16 protein-coding genes are annotated in these 18,653 nt (G+C 65.6%); 7 read left to right on the top strand and 9 right to left on the bottom strand.

From position 1 onward, the window contains the following. Positions 1–280: 280 nt before the first annotated feature. The 4 genes from DM872_RS11965 to DM872_RS11950 all read right to left on the bottom strand — a co-directional run bounded on the left by DM872_RS11965 (position 281) and on the right by DM872_RS11950 (position 4,831). Positions 281–814, bottom strand: coding sequence for a cytochrome b/b6 domain-containing protein (locus DM872_RS11965; RefSeq protein ID WP_179059696.1), 534 nt, complete (start codon positions 812–814; stop codon positions 281–283). Between the two features lie 3 nt (positions 815–817). Beyond that, positions 818–1,084 (bottom strand): PepSY domain-containing protein, encoded by a 267-nt coding sequence (locus DM872_RS11960; RefSeq protein WP_179059695.1) that lies wholly within the window; start codon positions 1,082–1,084, stop codon positions 818–820. A gap of 120 nt (positions 1,085–1,204) precedes the next feature. Continuing rightward, entirely contained in the window at positions 1,205–3,745 is a 2,541-nt protein-coding gene (locus DM872_RS11955; RefSeq protein WP_179059694.1) for a PAS domain S-box protein, read from the bottom strand. Positions 3,746–3,916: 171 nt separating this feature from the next. Next, positions 3,917–4,831: a LysR family transcriptional regulator gene (locus DM872_RS11950; RefSeq protein WP_179059693.1), complete on the bottom strand. Its 915-nt coding sequence runs from the start codon at positions 4,829–4,831 to the stop codon at positions 3,917–3,919. Between the two features lie 100 nt (positions 4,832–4,931). Here DM872_RS11950 and DM872_RS11945 point away from each other — a divergent pair, with 100 nt between their 5' ends. The 3 genes from DM872_RS11945 to DM872_RS11935 all read left to right on the top strand — a co-directional run bounded on the left by DM872_RS11945 (position 4,932) and on the right by DM872_RS11935 (position 7,527). Beyond that, positions 4,932–5,945, top strand: coding sequence for a zinc-binding alcohol dehydrogenase family protein (locus tag DM872_RS11945; RefSeq protein WP_179059692.1), 1,014 nt, complete (start codon positions 4,932–4,934; stop codon positions 5,943–5,945). Positions 5,946–6,227: 282 nt separating this feature from the next. After that, entirely contained in the window at positions 6,228–7,241 is a 1,014-nt protein-coding gene (locus DM872_RS11940; RefSeq protein ID WP_179059691.1) for a PAS domain-containing protein, read from the top strand. 106 nt (positions 7,242–7,347) lie between these two features. Continuing rightward, positions 7,348–7,527 (top strand): hypothetical protein, encoded by a 180-nt coding sequence (locus DM872_RS11935; RefSeq protein ID WP_120655344.1) that lies wholly within the window; start codon positions 7,348–7,350, stop codon positions 7,525–7,527. Here the strand turns inward: DM872_RS11935 and DM872_RS11930 are convergent. From DM872_RS11930 to DM872_RS11920, 3 genes are all read right to left on the bottom strand, one after another. Beyond that, positions 7,524–8,714: a Bcr/CflA family multidrug efflux MFS transporter gene (locus DM872_RS11930; protein ID WP_179059690.1), complete on the bottom strand. Its 1,191-nt coding sequence runs from the start codon at positions 8,712–8,714 to the stop codon at positions 7,524–7,526. The genes DM872_RS11935 and DM872_RS11930 overlap by 4 nt on opposite strands. A gap of 194 nt (positions 8,715–8,908) precedes the next feature. After that, the gene (locus DM872_RS11925; RefSeq protein ID WP_179059689.1) at positions 8,909–12,049 is read right to left on the bottom strand and encodes an efflux RND transporter permease subunit; all 3,141 of its coding nucleotides are present in this window, start codon (positions 12,047–12,049) and stop codon (positions 8,909–8,911) included. Between the two features lie 13 nt (positions 12,050–12,062). Next, the gene (locus DM872_RS11920) at positions 12,063–13,238 is read right to left on the bottom strand and encodes an efflux RND transporter periplasmic adaptor subunit (protein WP_179059688.1); all 1,176 of its coding nucleotides are present in this window, start codon (positions 13,236–13,238) and stop codon (positions 12,063–12,065) included. A gap of 145 nt (positions 13,239–13,383) precedes the next feature. Between DM872_RS11920 and DM872_RS11915 the strand changes: the two genes are divergently transcribed. Further along, positions 13,384–14,004, top strand: a complete 621-nt coding sequence (locus tag DM872_RS11915; RefSeq protein WP_179059687.1) for a TetR family transcriptional regulator — start codon at positions 13,384–13,386, stop codon at positions 14,002–14,004. A gap of 116 nt (positions 14,005–14,120) precedes the next feature. Here DM872_RS11915 and DM872_RS11910 read toward each other — a convergent pair whose 3' ends face one another. Beyond that, on the bottom strand, positions 14,121–14,318 hold the full coding sequence (locus DM872_RS11910; RefSeq protein ID WP_069085773.1) for a heavy-metal-associated domain-containing protein: 198 nt from the start codon (positions 14,316–14,318) through the stop codon (positions 14,121–14,123). A 109-nt stretch (positions 14,319–14,427) separates the two neighbouring features. Between DM872_RS11910 and DM872_RS11905 the strand changes: the two genes are divergently transcribed. The 3 genes from DM872_RS11905 to cueR all read left to right on the top strand — a co-directional run bounded on the left by DM872_RS11905 (position 14,428) and on the right by cueR (position 17,736). Further along, positions 14,428–14,799, top strand: coding sequence for a hypothetical protein (locus DM872_RS11905; protein ID WP_179059686.1), 372 nt, complete (start codon positions 14,428–14,430; stop codon positions 14,797–14,799). 61 nt (positions 14,800–14,860) lie between these two features. After that, entirely contained in the window at positions 14,861–17,242 is a 2,382-nt protein-coding gene (locus tag DM872_RS11900; protein WP_179059685.1) for a heavy metal translocating P-type ATPase, read from the top strand. Positions 17,243–17,334: 92 nt separating this feature from the next. Beyond that, positions 17,335–17,736 carry a Cu(I)-responsive transcriptional regulator gene (cueR, locus tag DM872_RS11895; RefSeq protein WP_179059684.1) on the top strand — a complete coding sequence of 134 codons (402 nt, stop codon included), beginning with the start codon at positions 17,335–17,337 and terminating at the stop codon, positions 17,734–17,736. On the opposite strand, the gene DM872_RS11890 is transcribed toward cueR, so the two are convergent. Then, positions 17,702–18,604: an EamA family transporter gene (locus tag DM872_RS11890; protein WP_179059683.1), complete on the bottom strand. Its 903-nt coding sequence runs from the start codon at positions 18,602–18,604 to the stop codon at positions 17,702–17,704. The two genes, cueR and DM872_RS11890, sit on opposite strands and share 35 nt — an antisense overlap. Between the last annotated feature and the right edge of the window lie 49 nt (positions 18,605–18,653).

Genomic DNA, 18,653 nt, shown 5'->3' with positions numbered 1-18,653 from the left:
ACCCATGTCGCGGCCCCCTGGCCAACGACGGCGCGCATTCTAACTTGACCCTCGCGTCAGGAAAAGACGCTTCGTCCGAGCCCGCATCCGTCTGCGGCAAAAACGCTGTTGGGCGAATTCATTCGCTGTGTATGCATTAGGTGTTGTAAGTGGCTGCAATGCCCGTAGGAGATGGCTTGCCAGCGAATGGCCACTTTTCGCTAGCAAGCTAGCTCCTACAATGGCGAATGAATTCGCCCCTACAAAGGGAATGCATACGAAAAGGGCCGCGATGCGGCCCTTAGTCGCGAAGCACCTTGCGTCGCCCCGTCACCATGGACCAGGGCAGGTTCTCACGCAGGCGCACGCTTTCCACCAGCGCGGCCAGCACGTGCAGGCAGGCCAGCCAGAACAGGCTATCGGCCATGAAGACATGGATGTCACGGGGCAGGTCCTCGCCCCAGAAGTAGTCCACTTCTTCCATCAGGAAACCGGTGACGCCGAGGCCGAACATCAGCAGCAGCATGAGGATCATCACCAGCCCACCCAGGGGCGAGTGCCCCATGCGGTGCAGGTGGCCGCCGCTCAGCAGCGTCCTGGCATGGGCCGCCAGCTGCGAGGGACGCGGCGAGAAATCCGCCCAGCGCGCAGATGCGGGGCCGACGAAGCCCCACACCAGCCGCACCAGCACCACCGCCACGGCGTAATAGCCGAGCCAGCGGTGCCAGCCGTCGCCTGCCTCGTTGAGGAAGTAGTCACCGATGAAGGCAGCCACCAGGGACCAGTGGCCGATCCGTATGACCGGGTCCCAGAGGCGAACGGTTTCGGTGCTCACGGGTCAGTCCTCGATCTCCTGCTTGACCACCTTGCCGTCGACCGGGTTGAAGTAGATCTCGACTTTGCGCTTGTCCTTGTCCCAGCCGTAGATCTCGTAGCAGTTGCCAGCGGTCACCTTGAACTTCTTGATGTCGTAGCCCTGGGCCTTGAGGTCTTCCTGGAACTTGGCCTGGTCTTGCCAGGTGGACTTGTCGGCGGTGGTGCACTCGGTCTTGGCGAAGGTCAGGGGGCTGACGAGGGCCAGGGAAAGAAGGAGCAGCTTACGCATGGTATCGACCTCGAATTTTGCGTTGTATGGCGAAGGGCAATGCAAGGGTTTCTCATTCACTGCCATGACGATGGAGATTAGGCCAGGCCTTGGCGGCTGTCATATATCGGTCCGCCGGTCTCAGCGGTGTTCGACAGCGAATTGTCCCCGACCTGCGTGTTTGGCCCGATAGCAAGCTGTATCAGCCTGTTTCAGAAGCTCCGCCGGCTGCGCATTGGCGCTGTGGATGCAGGCGATGCCAACGCTGGCACCTACGCGGAATTCCTGGCCTTCCCACGCCAGCACTACGCCCTGGATCTGGGCGATCAGCCGCGCCGCCAGCAGTTCCGCCTGGGCCAACGGGCAACTGCGCAGGATCAGTGCAAACTCGTCGCCACCCAGGCGTGCCAGTTGGTCACCCGCGCGGACCTGGGCCTGCATCAGCCTCGCAAGCTGTCGCAGCAGCTCATCCCCGGCGGCGTGACCGGCGTTGTCGTTGACCTGCTTGAAGCGGTCCAGGTCGATGAAGCAAAGCACGCTGTTGCCACCGTTCTGCACGACCTCGCGACAGCTTTCGGCAAGCGCATCCTCGAAGGCCGAACGATTGAGCAGGCCGGTCAGGGCATCGTGGGTGGCGGCGTAGCGCAGGTGCTTCTGCATGGCGCGGGCTTCGCTGACGTCGGTGAGCACCAGCACGCTGCCGAGCAGGGTGCCGTCGCCTGCACGCATGGGGGCCGCCTGGCCGCGCAGGGCGATGGTGCCCCCGGCCGGGTGACGCAGCGAGGCGAGGCCCTGGAGACTGGCCGCGCAGCCACGCTCCAGGCAGTCGCGCACCGGGTTGGGTACCAGCCGCCCGTCCTCCCCTTCCAGCAGCAACACCTGTTCGATGGGCAGACCCCGGGCCTCGTCGCTGCCCCAGCCACTGAGGCGTTCGGCCACCGGATTGAGGAAGCTGACCCTGCCTTCCAGGTCGGAGGTGATGACGCCATCGCCAATGGCATCGAGGGTCACCTGCAGTCGCTCGCGTTCATCACGCAGGCGCTCGGCAAGCTGGTGCAGCTCGCTGACGTCCCAGTTGGTGCCGACCATGCGCAGCGGCTGACCGTTGGCATCGCAGACCAGTCGCGCATGCCCCTTGAGGACGCGATGGTTGCCGTCACCACGACGAATACGAAATTCGATGTCCAGGCGCCGGCTGCCTTCCCGCGCGGCCAGCACCTCGCGTTCGGCGCGGGTGGCATCGTCCGGGTGCAGGTGGGCCCGCCAATCGGCGAAAGACAGCTCATCACCCAGGCTGCGACCATACAGGCGATACATGCCCTCGTCCCAGAGCAGGCGATCGTTGACCAGGTCCCATTCCCAGACGCCGACACCGCTGGCCTCGGTCGCCACCGAATAGCGGCGCGCCAGTTCCGCCTCGCGCTCCTCGGCGCGCTTGCGCCGGTCGATGTCCTCGATCTGCGCAATGAAGTACAGCGGCTCACCTTCGTGGTCACGCACCAGGGATACCGCCAGCAATCCCCAGATTTCCCGCCCACTCTTATGCAGGTAGCGCTTTTCCAGGCGGTAGCTGTGACGCCGCCCGGCGAGGACCTCACGCACCAGTTCAAGGTCGCCCTCCAGGTCGTCGGGGTGGGTGACGTCCTGGAAGTTCAGGCGGGCGAGTTCCTCCTCCGCATAGCCGAGCATGTCGCAGAGCGCCCGGTTGACCCGTTGCCAGCGGCCATCCAGCCCCACCAGCGCCATGCCGATGGCGGAATGGTCCATGGCGTCGCGAAAGCGTGATTCGCTGGCCGCCAGTTCGCGCCGGCGCCGACGCAGTTGTTCCACCGCCGAGGCAAGCAGCAGCGCCGGCAACAGTGCCAGCAGCAGCGGCAGGTAGATCAGCAGGTCGCGCCAGCCCTCCTGCGGAACGGGCAGCTCCATCATGCCCAGGGCAATGATCAGCCCGCCGCTCACCGACGCCAGCGCCACCAGCAGCGCGGTGCTGGCGAAGGTCAGGCGCACCGCGGCGATGATCAGCGGCAGGGACAGGTAGACGAAGGGGAACGGCAACAGCAGCAGGGCGAAGGGTGTGCCCAGCACCACCAGCCCGACATAGAGCAGCAGTTCGTGGTGGCGGCGCTCACCGATCAGTTCCCAGCCGCTGTGCTGGCGCAGCCAGACGGCCAGGGGTAGCACCGAGACAGCGCCGAGCATGGCGCCCTCGACCCAGTACATCCAGCCCCGTTCGAAGGAATCCAGCCCCTGCCAGGCGAGAATGCTGGCTCCCAGGCTGGCGCCCATCAATGGCGGCAGCAGGGCACCGAAAAAGATGAACTGGAGGAAGGCCCCGGGGCTTTCGTTCATCCGCAATGCCGCGCCGCTGACCCGCAACAGGGACGCGGCCAGCACCACTTCCAACAGATTGGGCGGGATGAAGCTCGCCGCCCGGAAAAAGCCATCGCCGAAGGCCAGGTTGGCCAGAAGATCAGCGAGCATCGCCCCCACCAGCAATGGCGCCCAGCGGCGCAGCGGCTGGTCCCAGAGCAAGGCCACGGTGAAGGCGTTGGCGTACCAGAGGGTGGCAATGCTGCCGGGCTGGCGAGACAGCCAGACAGCCCCCAGGGCCAGCAGCAGGTAACCGCTGAAGACCAGCAGCAAGGTCGGCAGGAAAGCACCAGGCTCGCGGTTACGCAGCATCAGCCGGCACTCCCACGGCAGGCGCCAGGCGCGGGCCCGGCAGGATTCAGGTAGGTCGGACACAAGTCAGCCACGGGAGTCTCCACGCAGGCCACGGCTTATCCAGACGATAGCGGAACCTCAGGCCCGAGCAATTCGACGATCAGACGCCGGCATTACCACGACCGACACTCAACTCCAGGGCGCGCCGACGAGTAGCGTGGCGCAGCGAACCTGGACGAACTCGCGGAGCAGCCGTACCGGCTTGCTGAGTTGGGCACGGTGGGCGCAGATCAGGTTCAGCGGCGTGGCCTGCCCACGGTACTGCGGCAAGGCCAGTTCCAGGCGCCCGGCCTGGATATCCCCGGCCACATCCAGCCAGGACTTGTAGATGAGCCCCTGCCCGGACAGTGCCCAACGTCGCACGACGTCGGCATCGTCGCAGGTACGGTTGCCGCTCACGGCCACCACTTGCTCGCGCCGACCCTCGCTGAAGCTCCAGCGATCATGCACGCGCCCGCCCAGTTGGTAGAGCAGGCAGTTGTGCCCCGCCAGGTCCTCAGGCTGCTGCGGCCGGCCATGACGGGCGAAATAATCGGGGGAGGCGCAAAGCACCCGACGATTGGCGGCGGCCAGAGGCAGCGCCACCAGGCTGGAGTCTTCCGGCTCGCCGTAGCGGATGGCGATGTCCACCGATTGGCGGAACAGATCGGCAACCCGGTCGCTGAGGTGCAGGCGAATGGCCAGGCGTGGGTGCTCGCGCTGGAAGTCATCGAGCCAGGGCACCAGCACATTGCGGCCGAAATCCGAGGGCACCGACAGCTGCAGCACCCCTGCAATATCTTCGCGGCCGCCCGCCAGTTGCCGCTGCCCCTCTTCCAGGCTGGCCAAAGCGTTGCGCGCATGGACGAGGAACTGCTCGCCCTCGGGCGTCAGGCGCAGGCTGCGGGTGGAGCGGGCGAACAGGCGCACCTCCAACTGCTGCTCCAGGCGCTTGAGCGCGGCGCTGGCCACGGCCGGTGAGACATCCAGCTTGCGGGCGGCGGCCGAGAGGCTACCGTGGTCAGCGGTGCTGACGAACAGGGCGAGATCGTCGAGGCGCAGCATTTTCAAATTCTCATTGAAAGACTGTCGCTTTCTAGCCGATTTCTCTCGCCAGCGAAATAACCGACCATGCGGCGCATCAAGCCCCATGCGGAGAATCCCGATGAAAGCCGTCGCCTATTTCCAGAACCTGCCCATCGACAATCCCGAGTCCTTGCAGGACATCCTGTTGCCGGAGCCACAACCGGGCCCACGCGACCTGCTGGTGGAGGTCCGTGCCATTTCGGTCAATCCGGTGGACACCAAGGTCCGCCGCAATGCGCCTCCCGAAGCCGGTCAACCCAAGGTGCTGGGCTGGGACGTGGCGGGTGTGGTCAAGGCAGTGGGCAGCGACGTCACCCTGTTCCAGCCGGGCGACCGCGTGTTCTACGCCGGTGACCTGACGCGTCCGGGCGGCAACGCGGAAGTCCATCGGGTGGATGAGCGCATCGTCGGCCACATGCCGGAGAGCCTGGACTTCGCCCAGGCCGCCGCCCTGCCGCTGACCTCCATCACCGCCTGGGAGCTGTTGTTCGACCGCCTGCAGATTGCCGAGGGCACGGCCGACCAGGGCCAGAGCCTGCTGGTGGTAGGCGCTGCCGGGGGCGTGGGTTCGATCCTGGTACAACTGGCCCGACAACTCACCGGCCTGACCGTGATCGGTACCGCCTCGCGTCCGGAAACCCAGGCCTGGGTGCGCGAACTGGGGGCCCACCACGTGCTGGACCACAGCAAGCCCCTGGCCGAGGAACTGCGCCGCGCCGGCCTCACCCAGGTCACCCACGTGGCCAGCCTGACCCAGACCGATCAGCACCTGGATCAGTTGGTGGAAGCCCTGGCGCCCCAAGGCCGGCTCGGTCTGATCGACGACCCGGCTTCGCTGGACGTGGCCAAGCTCAAGCGTAAGAGCCTGTCCCTGCACTGGGAGTTCATGTACACGCGCTCGATGTTCCAGACGCCGGACATCCTCGAACAGCACCGTCTGCTGGAGCGTGTCAGCCAACTGATTGACGCGGGCGTGCTGAAGACCACCGTGGGCGAGCACTTCGGCACCATCAACACCACCAACCTGCGCCGCGCCCATGCGCTGCTGGAAAGTGGCAAGGCCAAGGGCAAGATCGTGCTCGAAGGTTTCTGAGCCTGTCCGTTGGGAACTCCTTTTCTGTAGGAGCGAGCTTGCTCGCGAAAGACCGTGCTCGGACTTCGCGAGCAAGCTCGCTCCTACAAGAAGAGCGCCCGCACGCTTTTGTGGAGCGAATTCATTCGCGAAGGGCTGCACCGCGAACGGACGAGTCGGCACTGACCGGCGAGCTGATGCGCTGGCGAACGGTCCGGTACGCGAGTGCAAAGGGACTATGCTTTTTCTCGTCTCGCCAGCGGCCGGCCACGCCGCATCGTTTCAGCTCCGCCGGGGTTCAGGATGCATCCCACCGTCGTCCGGCCCGCCATTCGCGCAGGCCTTTACCTGTTGTGCGCCGGCGCCTGGCTCCTGGTCCTTGGCGCGGGGCCGCTCAGCGTCTTCGTACTGATCCTGTTCAGCGCCCTGCTGATCTTCTTCCTCGAACGCCGTCACCGCCTGGGCCGCGAGCACCTGCGCCAAGGACTGAGGCGCACCAGCCTGCAACTGGAGCAGGCGCAGCGTGACGCGACCCTGGGCAATTGGGAGTTCGATCATCGTTTCGCCTGGAGCCTGGGCGCCCAGCGCATTCTCGGCTGCGGCGGCGAAGACAGCCTCGAAGACCTGCTGAACCGCTTCCACCCAGCCGACCGCGGCAACGTGCAACGCAGCCTCGAAGCGCTGTTCCAGCAAGGCGCGGCCCTTGCGGTGAATGCACGGCTGAACCTCCCCAGCGACCGGCAGACGGTGTGGCTGGCCCTGCGCGGCGAGGTCCAGCCCGATGGCCGCTCATTCGGCACGCTGCAGGACATCAGCACCCAGAAGCGCGACGAGGAGGCCTTGCGCGCCAGCGAACGGCGCTTCCGCCAGTTGTTCGAGCAGACACCCCGTATCGCGGTGCAGGGCTACGACCGTCAGCGCCGGGTGATCTACTGGAACCACGCCAGTGAGCAGCTCTACGGCTACACGCTGGAGCAAGCCATGGGGCGTCATCTGGAGGAGCTCATCATTCCGCCTGCCATGCGCGAGCAGGTGGTGGCCGACATCAACAACTGGCTGATCGGCGGCCCCGCCGTCCCCGCCAGTGAACTGACCCTGCAACGCAGCGATGGCAGCCCGGTGACGGTGTTCTCCAGCCATCTGGTGCTGCGCAACCTGCACAACCAGTTGGAGCTCTACTGCGTCGACATCGATTTCAGCGCCCTGAAGTCAGCGCGGGACGCTCTTCGGCAGAGCGAGAATCGTTACCAGGAATTGCTGGAAAGCCTTGCCCAACGCGCCCCAGAGCGCCAATCAAGCAGCGGCGAACAAGGTTAGGACGAACGGTATCGACCACCAGTCGGCTGCTTGATACGGGTCATTTTCTGTCATCTGGCCGGGTCTACACTCAGCTTCCCCGCCACTTGATTGGGAGATGACCGAGGTGAAAATTCTTGTCCGTCCGACCGCCACCCCGCAGGGTTCCGGCTGGCAAGTCTGCCTTGACCAGCATGCGGTGAGCTTTCGTAGCGAGGCCGAAGCACGCCGATTCGTCAGCGTCCTCGAAGAGCGCCTGAAGGCGCCCCATGTCCTGCCTGACTGGTCTAGACGGATCGCGAGTTAACCCAGGGGCGCCTGGCCGTTACGGTCGAGGCGCCAGGTCAGCAACGAACAGGCGACTGCCGCGCAGCCGCACAGGCTGATGACCAGGGCCAGGGGCATGGCAGTGCCGTCGTGCAGCCACCCCACAAGCGCGGCAGCTCCCGCCGCCACTCCAAACTGCAGGCTGCCCATCAACGCCGAGGCGCTACCCGCGTTCTGGCCCTGGCCAGCCATTGCGCAAGCCGAGCCATTGGGCAGGATGCACCCCAGGCTGGCGATGCAGCCGAACAGCGGTAACAGCAGCGGCCACAGCGCTTGCGTCTGCAGGCTGGAAACCGCCAACAGCGCCAGCGCACACACCAGATAGACCCAGACCATCCGCCGCATCCAGAAGGACGGCCCGCGATGACGGAGCAGCACGGCATTGATCTGGGCCACCAGGATGAATCCCGCCGCGTTGGAGCCGAACAGCCAGCCATAGTGTTCAGGCGGCACGCCATAGAGTTCGATAAAAACGAAGGGCGAGCCGGCGATGTAGGCGAACATCCCGGCGATGGCGAAACCACCGGTCATGCCATAGGCGAGAAACTGCCAGTCGCCGAACAGCCGACGGTACTGCCCGAGGGCGCCATTCAGCGGCGCGCGAGGCGTGACGTTGGAAAGCGTCTCCGGCAACCAGGCGGCGATGCCCAGCAGCACCAGCGCGCTGAACAGGGTCAGACCCCAGAAGATCGATTGCCAGCCGAACAGTTCCAGCAGAAGTCCTCCGCCCAGGGGCGCCAGGATCGGCGCCAGCCCCATCACCAGCATCAACTGCGAGAAGGCCTTGGCCGAGGCGATGGGATCGCAGAGATCACGCACCACCGCCCGCGACACCACCATCCCCGCGCAGCCACCCAGGGCCTGGACGAAACGCGCGCCCACCAGCCACTCCAGGCTGGGTGCCAGGGCGCAGGCGACCGAAGCCAGGGTGAAGATGGTCACCCCCACCAGCAGCGGTGGCCGCCGCCCGAAGCGGTCCGCCAGCGGACCATAGATCAGTTGGCCGAGTGCCAGGCCAATGAAGTAGGACGCCAGGGTGAGCTGCACATGCTCCACGTCGGTGGCGAAGGCTTTGGCGAGCGCCGGGAAACTGGGCAGGTAAAAGTCGATGGCCATGGGGCCAAAAGCGCTGAGGGCGCCAAGCAGGAGGAGGATGCGGAAAGTCATGGTGTATCGGGCGCCATCCATTGCGGACAAGGCGCCAGATAGTAACAGGGGTGAATAGGACTGCGGCGGAGCAGCTTTTCTGTGGGGGCGAATTCATTCGCTAACCGGACCGGCAGGTCCGGCATTGCAGCCCGAAAGTGGGCGCTGCGCGCCCATCAGCGAATGAATTCGCCCCCACAATTATCTAGATGCCCCTAGCCCTCGTGAGCCTGCTCGGACTTGGGCGCCTTCCTGCTTTCCAGCCAGTCCGAAGCCTTCTCCACCAGCATGAAGAACATGGGGATGAGGAAGGTCGCCAGCATGGTGGCGGCGAGCATCCCGCCGATCACCCCGGTGCCGATGGAGTGGCGGCTTGCCGAGCCCGCGCCGGAACTGATAGCCAGCGGCACGCAACCGAGGATGAAGGCCAGGGAGGTCATCACGATCGGACGGAAACGCAACTTGGCCGCTTCCAGCGCCGCCTGCACCGGCCCCATGCCCTGTTCGCGGCAAAGCACCGCGAACTCGACGATGAGGATGGCGTTCTTCGCCCCGAGGCCGATCAGGGTCACCAGGCCGACCTGGAAGTACACGTCGTTCTGGATGCCCCGCAACCACACCGCGAGGATGGCGCCGAACACCGCGAAGGGCACGGCGGTGACGACCGCCAGCGGCAGGGTCCAGCGTTCGTACTGGGCGGCGAGGATGAGGAACACCATGATCAGGCCGAAGACGAATGCGGTGCTGCCGGAGCCGTGGGACGCGAGCTCCTGGTAGGCGGAACCGATCCAGCCGAGGCTGTAGTCCTCACCCAGCACTTCGTTCGCCACCTCCTGCATCGCCTCCAGTGCCTGACCCGAGCTGTAGCCCGGTGCCGGCCCACCGAGCACCTTGGCGGCCGGGTAGACGTTGAAGCGCGCGTAGGAGTCCGGACCGAGGATGCGCTCCACCCGCACCAGGGATGACAGCGGCACCAGATCGTCAGAGGCCGACCGCACATAGACCTGGCTGAGGTCATCCGGCTTGCGGCGGAACTCCGGCTCCGACTGCAGGCTCACCTGCCAGGTTCGCCCGTAAAGGGTGAAGTCGTTGACGTAGTAGCTGCCGAAGGTGGATTGCATGGCGGTGAAGACATCGTTGATCGCCACGCCCAGGGCACGCGCCTTGGTGCGGTCGAGGTCGATGTAGTACTGCGGCACGTTGGCGTTGAAGGTGGTGTTCACCCCCGCGAGTTCGGGACGCTTGGAGGCCGCGGCGACGAACTTCTGCACCACGGCTTCGAGCTGCTGCACGGTGCCGCCGCTGCGGTCCTGGATGTAGGACTCGAAGCCGCCGGTGGTACTCATGCCGGTGATCGGCGGCGGGTTGAAGGACATCACGATGCCGTCCTTCTGCCCGGCGCCCATCTGCATGAAGGTGTGCGTCAGGTTGCGCGCATCGAGTTCAGGCGTGGTGCGTTCGCTCCAGTCCTTCAGCGGCACGAAGGACACCCCGGCGTTGCTGCGGGTGCCGAAGGTGAGGATGTCGAAACCGGCGAAGGTGACCACATCCTGCACCGCCGGGTGCTTCATCAGTTCCTCGGTGACCGTGCTGGTGAGCTCTTCGGTTCGGGTCAGCGACGCCGCCGGCGGCAGGAAGTAGGCGTTGAGCACATAGCCTTGGTCCTCGTCCGGCACCAGCGCGCCAGGCACCCGCCCAAAGAGGATGACCAGCAGCGCGATCATCCCGCCGAACAGCAGCAGGCCAATCAGCGAACGCTTGAGGAAGAACTGCACCCCGGCGCCATAGCCATTGGTCATGCGCTCGAAGAAGGTGTTGAACCAGCGGAACGGTGCTGCCGGCTCACCATGGGTGGGCTTGAGCATCAGGGCGCAGAGCGCTGGCGACAGGGTCAGCGCGACGATGCCGGAAATCACCACGGACACCGCAATGGTGATCGCGAACTGCTGGTACATCTGCCCCGCCAGGCCGCCGAGGAAGCCCACCGGGATGAACACCGCACAGAGCACCAGCACGATGGCGATGATCGGACCGGTCACCTCTTCCATGGCTTCGATGGCCGCTTCCCGCGGGCCGATCTTCTTGGCCGACATCACCCGTTCGACGTTCTCGATCACCACGATGGCGTCGTCCACCACGATGCCGATGGCCAGCACCATGCCGAACAGCGTCAACAGGTTGATGGAGAATCCGAGCATGTACATGCCGGCGAAGGTGCCCACCAGGGAAACGGGGATCGCCAGCACCGGGATCAGGGTGGCGCGCCAGTTCTGCAGGAAGATGAACACCACCAGTACCACCAGCAGCAGGGCCTCGAAGAAGGTCTTGATCACCTCTTCGATGGAGACCTGGACGAACTTGGTGGTGTCGTACGGGATTTTGTAGGCGATGCCCTCAGGGAAGCGCTTCGCCAGCCGCTCCATGGTCGACTTCACCGCGTCTGCGGTGTCCAGGGCGTTGGCGCCGGGTTGCAGGTAGATACCGAAGGCGGCGTTCTGCTGGCCGTTGAGGGAGGTCATCAGGGAGTAGTCCTGGGCCCCCAGTTCCACCCGCGCCACGTCTTTCAGCAGCAGGCTGGCGCCGGTGGCGTCGGAACGCAGGATGACGCCCTCGAACTCCTTGGGATCGGTGAAACGGCCCTGGGTGGTCACCGTGTAGGTGAAGTCCTGGGGCTGGTCCAGCGGTTGCTGGCCGAAGCTGCCGGCGGCGAACTGGGAGTTCTGTTCGCGGATGGCATTGACCACATCGGTCGGGGTGAGGTCGTACTGCGCCAGCTTGTCCGGCCGCAGCCAGATGCGCATGGAGTAGTCCTTGGAACCGAACTGGCTGGCGTCGCCCACGCCGGGAATCCGCTTCAGTTCGTCGATCACGTTGATCAGCGCGTAGTTGCTGATGAAGATCGGGTCACGGGAGTTGTCCGGCGAGTAGAGGGTGACCACCTGGAGGATGTCGGAGGATTTCTTCTCCACCTTCACGCCCTGCCGGCGCACCTCTTCAGGCAACTTGGCGAGCGCAGCCTGGACCTTGTTGTTGACGTCGATGGTGGCCTGGTCGGGGTCGCGGCCCACTTCGAAATACACGGTCAGGCTCATGGCCCCGCTGCTGTCGGAGTTGGACAGCTGGTAGATCATGCCCTCGACGCCGTTGATTTCCTGCTCGAGGGGCGCGGCCACGGTTTCCGCGATCACCTGGGAACTGGCACCTGGATAGACCGCCGTGACCGACACCTGAGGCGGGAGGATTTCCGGGTACTGGGCAATGGGCAGCGCACGCATGGCGGCAAGGCCCGCGAGCACGATCACGATGGAGATGACCGCGGCGAATACCGGTCGGTCGATGAAGAAGCGCGAGATCACGTTAGGCGCTCCTTCAGGATTGCTTGGCAGCTTGTGCGGCCGGGGCCTGGCTGGCCTCCACGGCCTTCACCGGCGAGTCGGGACGAACCTTGGGCAGGCCCTCGACTATCACGCGGTCGCCATCCGTGACGCCGGACTCGATCACCCAGCGGCCATCGCGGGTATCGCCGGTCTTCACCTGGCGCACCCGCGCCATGCCGTCCTTGTCCACCACGTAGACGAAAGTGCCGCGCGGCCCCTGGGCCAGGGCACGTTCCGGCAGGGTGATGGCCTGCGGCCGGGTGAACCCCTTCACCAGCACGCGCACGAACATGCCGGGCAGCAGCTTCTGCTCCGGATTGGGCACCACGGCCCTCGCACTGACCGTGCCGGTGCCGGTGTTGACGAAACTGTCGGTGAAATCGACCCGGCCGGAGAGCGGGTAGGTGGAACCATCGCCGAACCTCAGGTCAGCGCTGAGCAGCCCATCTGGCGGCAGCTCGACCTTGCCGGTCTTCACGCCTTCGCGCAGGCGTTCGGCCTCTGTATCCGGGTAGGCGAAATTGACGTAGATCGGATCGAGCTGGGTCAGTTGGGTCAGCAGGCTTCCGTTCGGGTCACCCGCCACGATGAGGCTGCCCTCGGAACGGGTTTCCTTGCTGGTCATGCCGGAAATGGGCGCTTCCACCGTGGTGTAGTCGAGGTCGATCTGGCGGGCCTTCACCTCGGCCTGCGCGGCCTCGACGTTGGCCTTGCTCTGCTCGAAGTTGGAAATCGCGTTGTCCAGCTCGCTTTCACTGGCGAAGCCCTTCTTCTGCAGCTCGCGGGTACGCTTCAAGTCGCGTTCCGTCTGCCGGTAGCGCGCCTGTTCCTGGGCGAGCGCACCCTTGGCCCGTGCCAGTGCCGCCTCGTAGGTACGCGGGTCGATACGGAACAGGATCTGGCCCTGCTTCACGCGGCTGCCTTCTGTGTAGGTACGCTGCTGAAGGATGCCGCTGACTTGCGCCCGCACCTCCACTTCGCGGAAGCCCGCTGTACGCCCTGCATACTCGAGGACCAGCGGCAGCGGCGCGGCCTTGGCGGTTTCCACCACCACCTCAGGCGCAGGGGGTGCGCCGCCGGGTGCATCAGCAGCGCCGGCGAGACCGGCGAAACTGGCACTTACGGCTAGAAATGCAAGGCTGAGGGGAAGGCTGCGGGTAAACGGCATAAGGTGTCTCCATACGGTGCCGAATCGGCAAATGAAGCAGGCGTTAAGCTATACATTCATTTGTGTTTGTAACGGTCATGTCCCGGCAAAATCGGTACACTCCGCTCCCCAAACAAGAAGCCTAGTCACTATTGGCCCAACTGCTATGCGCAGAACGAAAGAAGAAGCAGAGAAAACCCGAGGCGCAATCCTCGACGCCGCCGAACACCTGTTCCTGGAGAACGGCGTGGCGCACACATCACTGGAACAGATCGCGCGCGCCGCCGGGGTGACCCGTGGGGCAGTCTACTGGCATTTCCAGAACAAGGCCCATCTGTTCCACGAGATGCTGTCCCAGGTGCGCTTGCCTCAGGAGCAGATGACCGAACGGCTGTGCGGCTGCAATGGCCAGGACCCGATGCTGTCACTGCGCGATCTGTGCCTGGAAGCCATTCTCAACCTGGCGCGGGACGAGCAGCGCAAGCGCATCTTCAACATCCTGCTGCATCGCTGCGAATTCACTGAAGAACTGCGCGAGGCCGAGGAACGCCATTACGCCTTCGTCGACCAGTTCATCCAGCTTTGCGAAGCCTTGTTCGCCCGCCCCGCCTGCCGCGAGCGCTTGCGCCCGGGCATCACCCCGCTACAAGCGTCGCGAGCCGTGCATGGACTGGTGATTGGACTGTTCAGCGACTGGACACGCGACCCCGCCCTGTTCGACCCGCTGATCGATGCCGAGCCGATGGTGGATGCGCTGTTCCGGGGACTGGTGAAGGACTGGGATTGAATGCCCGTAGGGGCGAATTCATTCACCCCTACGGGCGGCGCAGCCGCCCCGCGAGGCCCGAATGGCGAACCTGCGGTCCGCTTGGCGATTGAAATCGCCCCCACAGGGTACGGACTTCAGGCCGCCTCCGCCTGATAGCCCTCTTCGCGAATCGCTTCCAGGACCTGCTCTTCCGCCAACCGACTGGCCACCCGCACTTCACCGGCCGCCAAGTCCACCTGCACTTCGGCGGCCTGGTCGCGGGCCTGCACGGCCTGGGTGATGGCACGGACACAATGTCCGCAAGACATGCCTTGAACCTTGAATACCTGCATGGTCGTTCTCCTTGTGAGTGGAACCTGGCGCCAGTCTCATCCTTTCCACCGTGGCAAGGTCAAGGGCTGGTCCTACACTGGGTTGAATGTCTTGTAGGAGACTTCTGCCATGTACGGCTTCCGCCCCGCCCTGCTCGCCTTTCTGGCGGCCCCGCTGCTGGCCCTGGCCCAGCCTCCGGTCGACTATGGCGTGCTGATCGTCTCCCGGGAGCGCCTGGAGCTCGCCACGGCCTGCGACGTCGGCCTCTATCTGGAAGACCAATTGGCGGCGCGGCTGGTGCAGGGCCAGATAGTCTCCTTCAACCTGCCGCCGGGGCCCCTGTCGATCCGCCTGAGCCTGCTCGGTCCCGGACGCTGCAAGCCGGGCATCGAGCAACTGCGCCAGCAGATCATTACCCTGTCGGCCGGCGAGGTACGCAAATACCGCCTGGCGCAGAGCACCGAAGGCCTCTACCTGGTACCGACTTCCGCCGTGCAATGACCGCTTGACCTTTCCCTTGTGTCAAGGTTGATCCTAGGCCCATGCCAAGGAGGATCGACCCATGACCAACCCAACCGCATTCGACCTGCCCATCGCCGGGATGACCTGCGCCAGCTGCGCCGGCCGGGTGGAGCGCGCCCTGGCCAAGGTGCCGGGCGTTGAGGCCGCCAGCGTCAACCTGGCCACCGAGCAGGCTCGCGTCCAGGCCTCGGGCGACAGCCTGCCGGCCCTGGTGGCAGCCGTGGAAGCCGCCGGTTACCAGGTGCCCGCTCAGCGCCTGGAACTGGCCATCGGCGGCATGACCTGCGCCAGTTGCGTCGGCCGCGTGGAACGCGCCCTGCGCAAGGTGCCGGGGGTGGCCGATGTGACCGTGAACCTGGCCAGTGAACGCGCCCACCTGGAAGTTTTCGGGCAGCCCGACAACACCCGCCTGATCCAGGCCGTGGAGGCTGCTGGCTACACCGCCAGCCTGGTGGATGAAGACCGGCCGCCGGTGGACGACGCCGAAGCCCGCCTGCACCGCGAACGCTGGGCCGTCCTGCTGGCCCTCGCACTCGCCCTGCCGCTAGTGGTGCCCATGCTGCTGGAATGGTTCGGCCTGCACTGGATGCTGCCGGCCTGGGTGCAGTTCGCCCTGGCGACGCCCGTGCAGTTCATCCTCGGTGCTCGCTTCTACCGCGCAGCCTGGAAAGCGGTTAAAGCCGGCGCCGGCAACATGGACCTGCTGGTGGCCATCGGCACCAGCGCCGGTTACGGCCTCAGCCTCTACCAGTGGTGGACCGCGCATCCCGGTCATACGCCGCACCTCTATTTCGAAGCCTCGGCCGTGGTCATCGCCCTGGTCCTGCTGGGCAAATACCTGGAAAGCCGCGCCAAGCGCCAGACCAGCGCAGCTATCCGCGCCCTGGAAGCCCTGCGTCCGGAACGCGCTACCCGTTTGCGGGATGCCGTCGAGGAGGAGGTCGCCATCGCCGCCTTGCAACTGGGTGACCTGCTGGTGGTGAAACCCGGCGAGCGCTTCCCCGCCGATGGTGAAGTCAGCGAGGGCCAGAGCCACGCCGACGAAGCCCTGATCAGCGGCGAGAGCCTGCCCGTGCCCAAACAGCCCGGCGACCGCGTCACCGCGGGTGCCATCAATGGCGAGGGGCGCCTGTTGGTGCGTACGACGGCGCTCGGTGGCGAGACGGTCCTGGCACGGATCATCCGTCTGGTGGAGGACGCCCAGGCGGCCAAGGCGCCGATTCAGAAACTGGTGGACCGCGTCAGCCAGGTATTCGTCCCGGCAGTGCTGCTGATCGCCCTGGCTACCCTAGCTGGCTGGTTGCTGGCGGGTGCCGGCATCGAAACCGCACTGATCAACGCCGTTGCCGTGCTGGTGATCGCCTGCCCCTGCGCCCTCGGCCTGGCCACTCCCACCGCGATCATGGCCGGCACTGGCGTGGCGGCTCGCCACGGCATCCTGATCAAGGACGCCGAAGCGCTGGAAGTCGCCCATGCGGTGAAGGCCGTGGCCTTCGACAAGACCGGCACCCTCACCTCGGGTAGCCCGCGCATCGCTCACCTGGTGGCGGCAAATGGCGACGAGAACGAACTGCTGCAACTGGCCGGCGCGCTGCAACGCGGCAGTGAACATCCGCTGGCCAAGGCGGTACTGGATACCTGCGCCGAGCAGGGCCTGGAGGCTCCAGCCGTGGACGACAGCCGCGCACTGGCCGGCCGTGGCATCGAAGGCCGGGTAAATGGCCGCCTGCTGGCCCTGGGTAACCGCCGCCTGCTGGACGAACAACGGCTCGCGGCAGGCGACCTGGCCAGCCAGGCCAAGGCATGGGAAGCCGAGGGCCGCACCCTGTCGTGGTTGCTGGAGCTGAACCCCGAACCACGTGTCCTCGGACTTTTCGCATTCGGTGACACGCTCAAGGAGGGCGCGGCGCAGGCCGTGACAGCCCTGCGCGAGCGGGATATCCACAGCCACCTGATCACCGGCGACAACCGCGGCAGTGCGCGAGTGGTGGCCGAGGCCCTGGGCATCGGCTCGGTACACGCCGAGGTGCTACCGGCGGACAAGGCCGCCACGGTGGCGGCGCTCAAGGCCGAGGGAGCGGTTGTGGCGATGGTCGGCGACGGCATCAACGACGCCCCTGCCCTCGCCGCGGCCGATGTGGGCATCGCCATGGGCGGCGGTACGGACGTGGCCATGCACGCAGCGGGTATCACCCTGATGCGCGGCGATCCGCGACTGGTGCCGGCAGCCCTGGATATCTCCCGGCGGACCTATGCGAAGATCCGCCAGAACCTGTTCTGGGCCTTCATCTACAACCTGATCGGCATCCCCCTGGCCGCCGCCGGCCTGCTCAGCCCGGTAGTGGCGGGCGCGGCCATGGCGCTGTCCAGTGTCAGCGTGGTGAGCAACGCCCTGCTGCTGAAAACCTGGAAACCGGATTGATGATGCGCTCCTGTAGGAGCCAGCTTGCTGGCGAAGGTTCGCGAGCAAGCTCGCTCCTACGGTCGAGCGCGTGCACAAGAGAGGAAATCCCCATGAACATCGGCCAAGCCGCAAAGAAGAGCGGGCTGACCGCGAAGATGATTCGCTACTACGAAGGCATCGGCCTGTTGCCCGAAGCCGGGCGTAGCGACAGCGGTTACCGCCAGTACAGCAGCCAGGACCTGCACACCCTGGCGTTCATCAAGCGCTCGCGGGACCTGGGGTTCTCACTGGAAGAGGTGGGCCGACTGCTGCAGCTCTGGCAGGACCGCCAACGCGCCAGCGCCGACGTTAAGGAGCTGGCCCGCGACCACATCGACGCGCTCAATCGCAAGATCGCCGAGCTCGCTGGCCTGCGCGACACCCTTCAGGAACTGGTGGACCACTGCCAAGGCGACCACCGCCCGGACTGCCCGATCCTCAAGGATCTGGAGTCAGGCGGCTGCTGCCACTGAAGACACGATCGATCACCGACTTGGGCAGCACCGTGATCGCAAGGCCGGCGAACACCAGTACGCAAGCGAGCCAGCCGCTCGTGCTGAGTTCTTCGCCCAGCAACAGCCAACCGGCCAGCAGGCCGGATACCGGCACCGCGAGGGCGAAGGGCGTCACCAGGCTGGCCGGGTAGCGATGCAGCAGGAAACTCCACAAGCCGTAACCGACGGTGGTGGCGAGGAAGGCGACGTTGAGCAGCGCGCCGATTCCGCCCCAGCTGGGATGGGTCAGGGCCGCGACTATGGTCTCCGGCCCCTCCAGCAGATAGGAAAGCGCCAGCAGCGGTAACGGCGGGATCAGGCTGACCCAGCAGATCAGCCGCAGCATGTCCGTCGCACCGCTGCGCTTGGTGGCGATGTTGGAGAAAGCCCAGGCCAGCGCGGCGGCGATCACCATCATGAACGCCACCAGGCTATTTCCCATCGGCCGGTCGAGCCCGATCAGCACCAGGCCAGACGCCGCCAGCACCAGCCCCACCAGGCCCCGAGGGCTGGGACGCTCGCCGAGGAACAGGGCGGCAAGCAGGATGGTGAAGAACACCTGGCTCTGCAGCACCAGCGACGACAGGCCCGCCGGCATCCCCATGTGCATGCCCACGAACAGGATGCCGAACTTGATCACCCCGAGCAGCATGCCAATCTGCACGATGCGCCAGAACGGCGCCGGCATCGGTCCACGCAGGAACAGCAGCGGCAGCGCCGCGAGGGCGAAGCGCAGGGCGCAGAACAGCAGCGGCGGGAAGTCCTCCAGGCCGACCTTGATGAACACGAAGTTGACGCCCCAGATCAGGGTGACCAGCAGGGCCAGGAGAATGTGTGGAAGCGGCATGGCGAGGGCTCCGGGAATTGGGGCACACGCTAGCAGCCGGACGCTGAAA

The sequence above is a fragment of the Pseudomonas taiwanensis genome, from assembly GCF_013393345.1.
Classification (GTDB): domain Bacteria; phylum Pseudomonadota; class Gammaproteobacteria; order Pseudomonadales; family Pseudomonadaceae; genus Metapseudomonas; species Metapseudomonas resinovorans_C.
The sequence above is the reverse complement of the archived record's forward strand: the minus strand, read 5'-3'. Positions and strand labels throughout refer to the sequence as shown.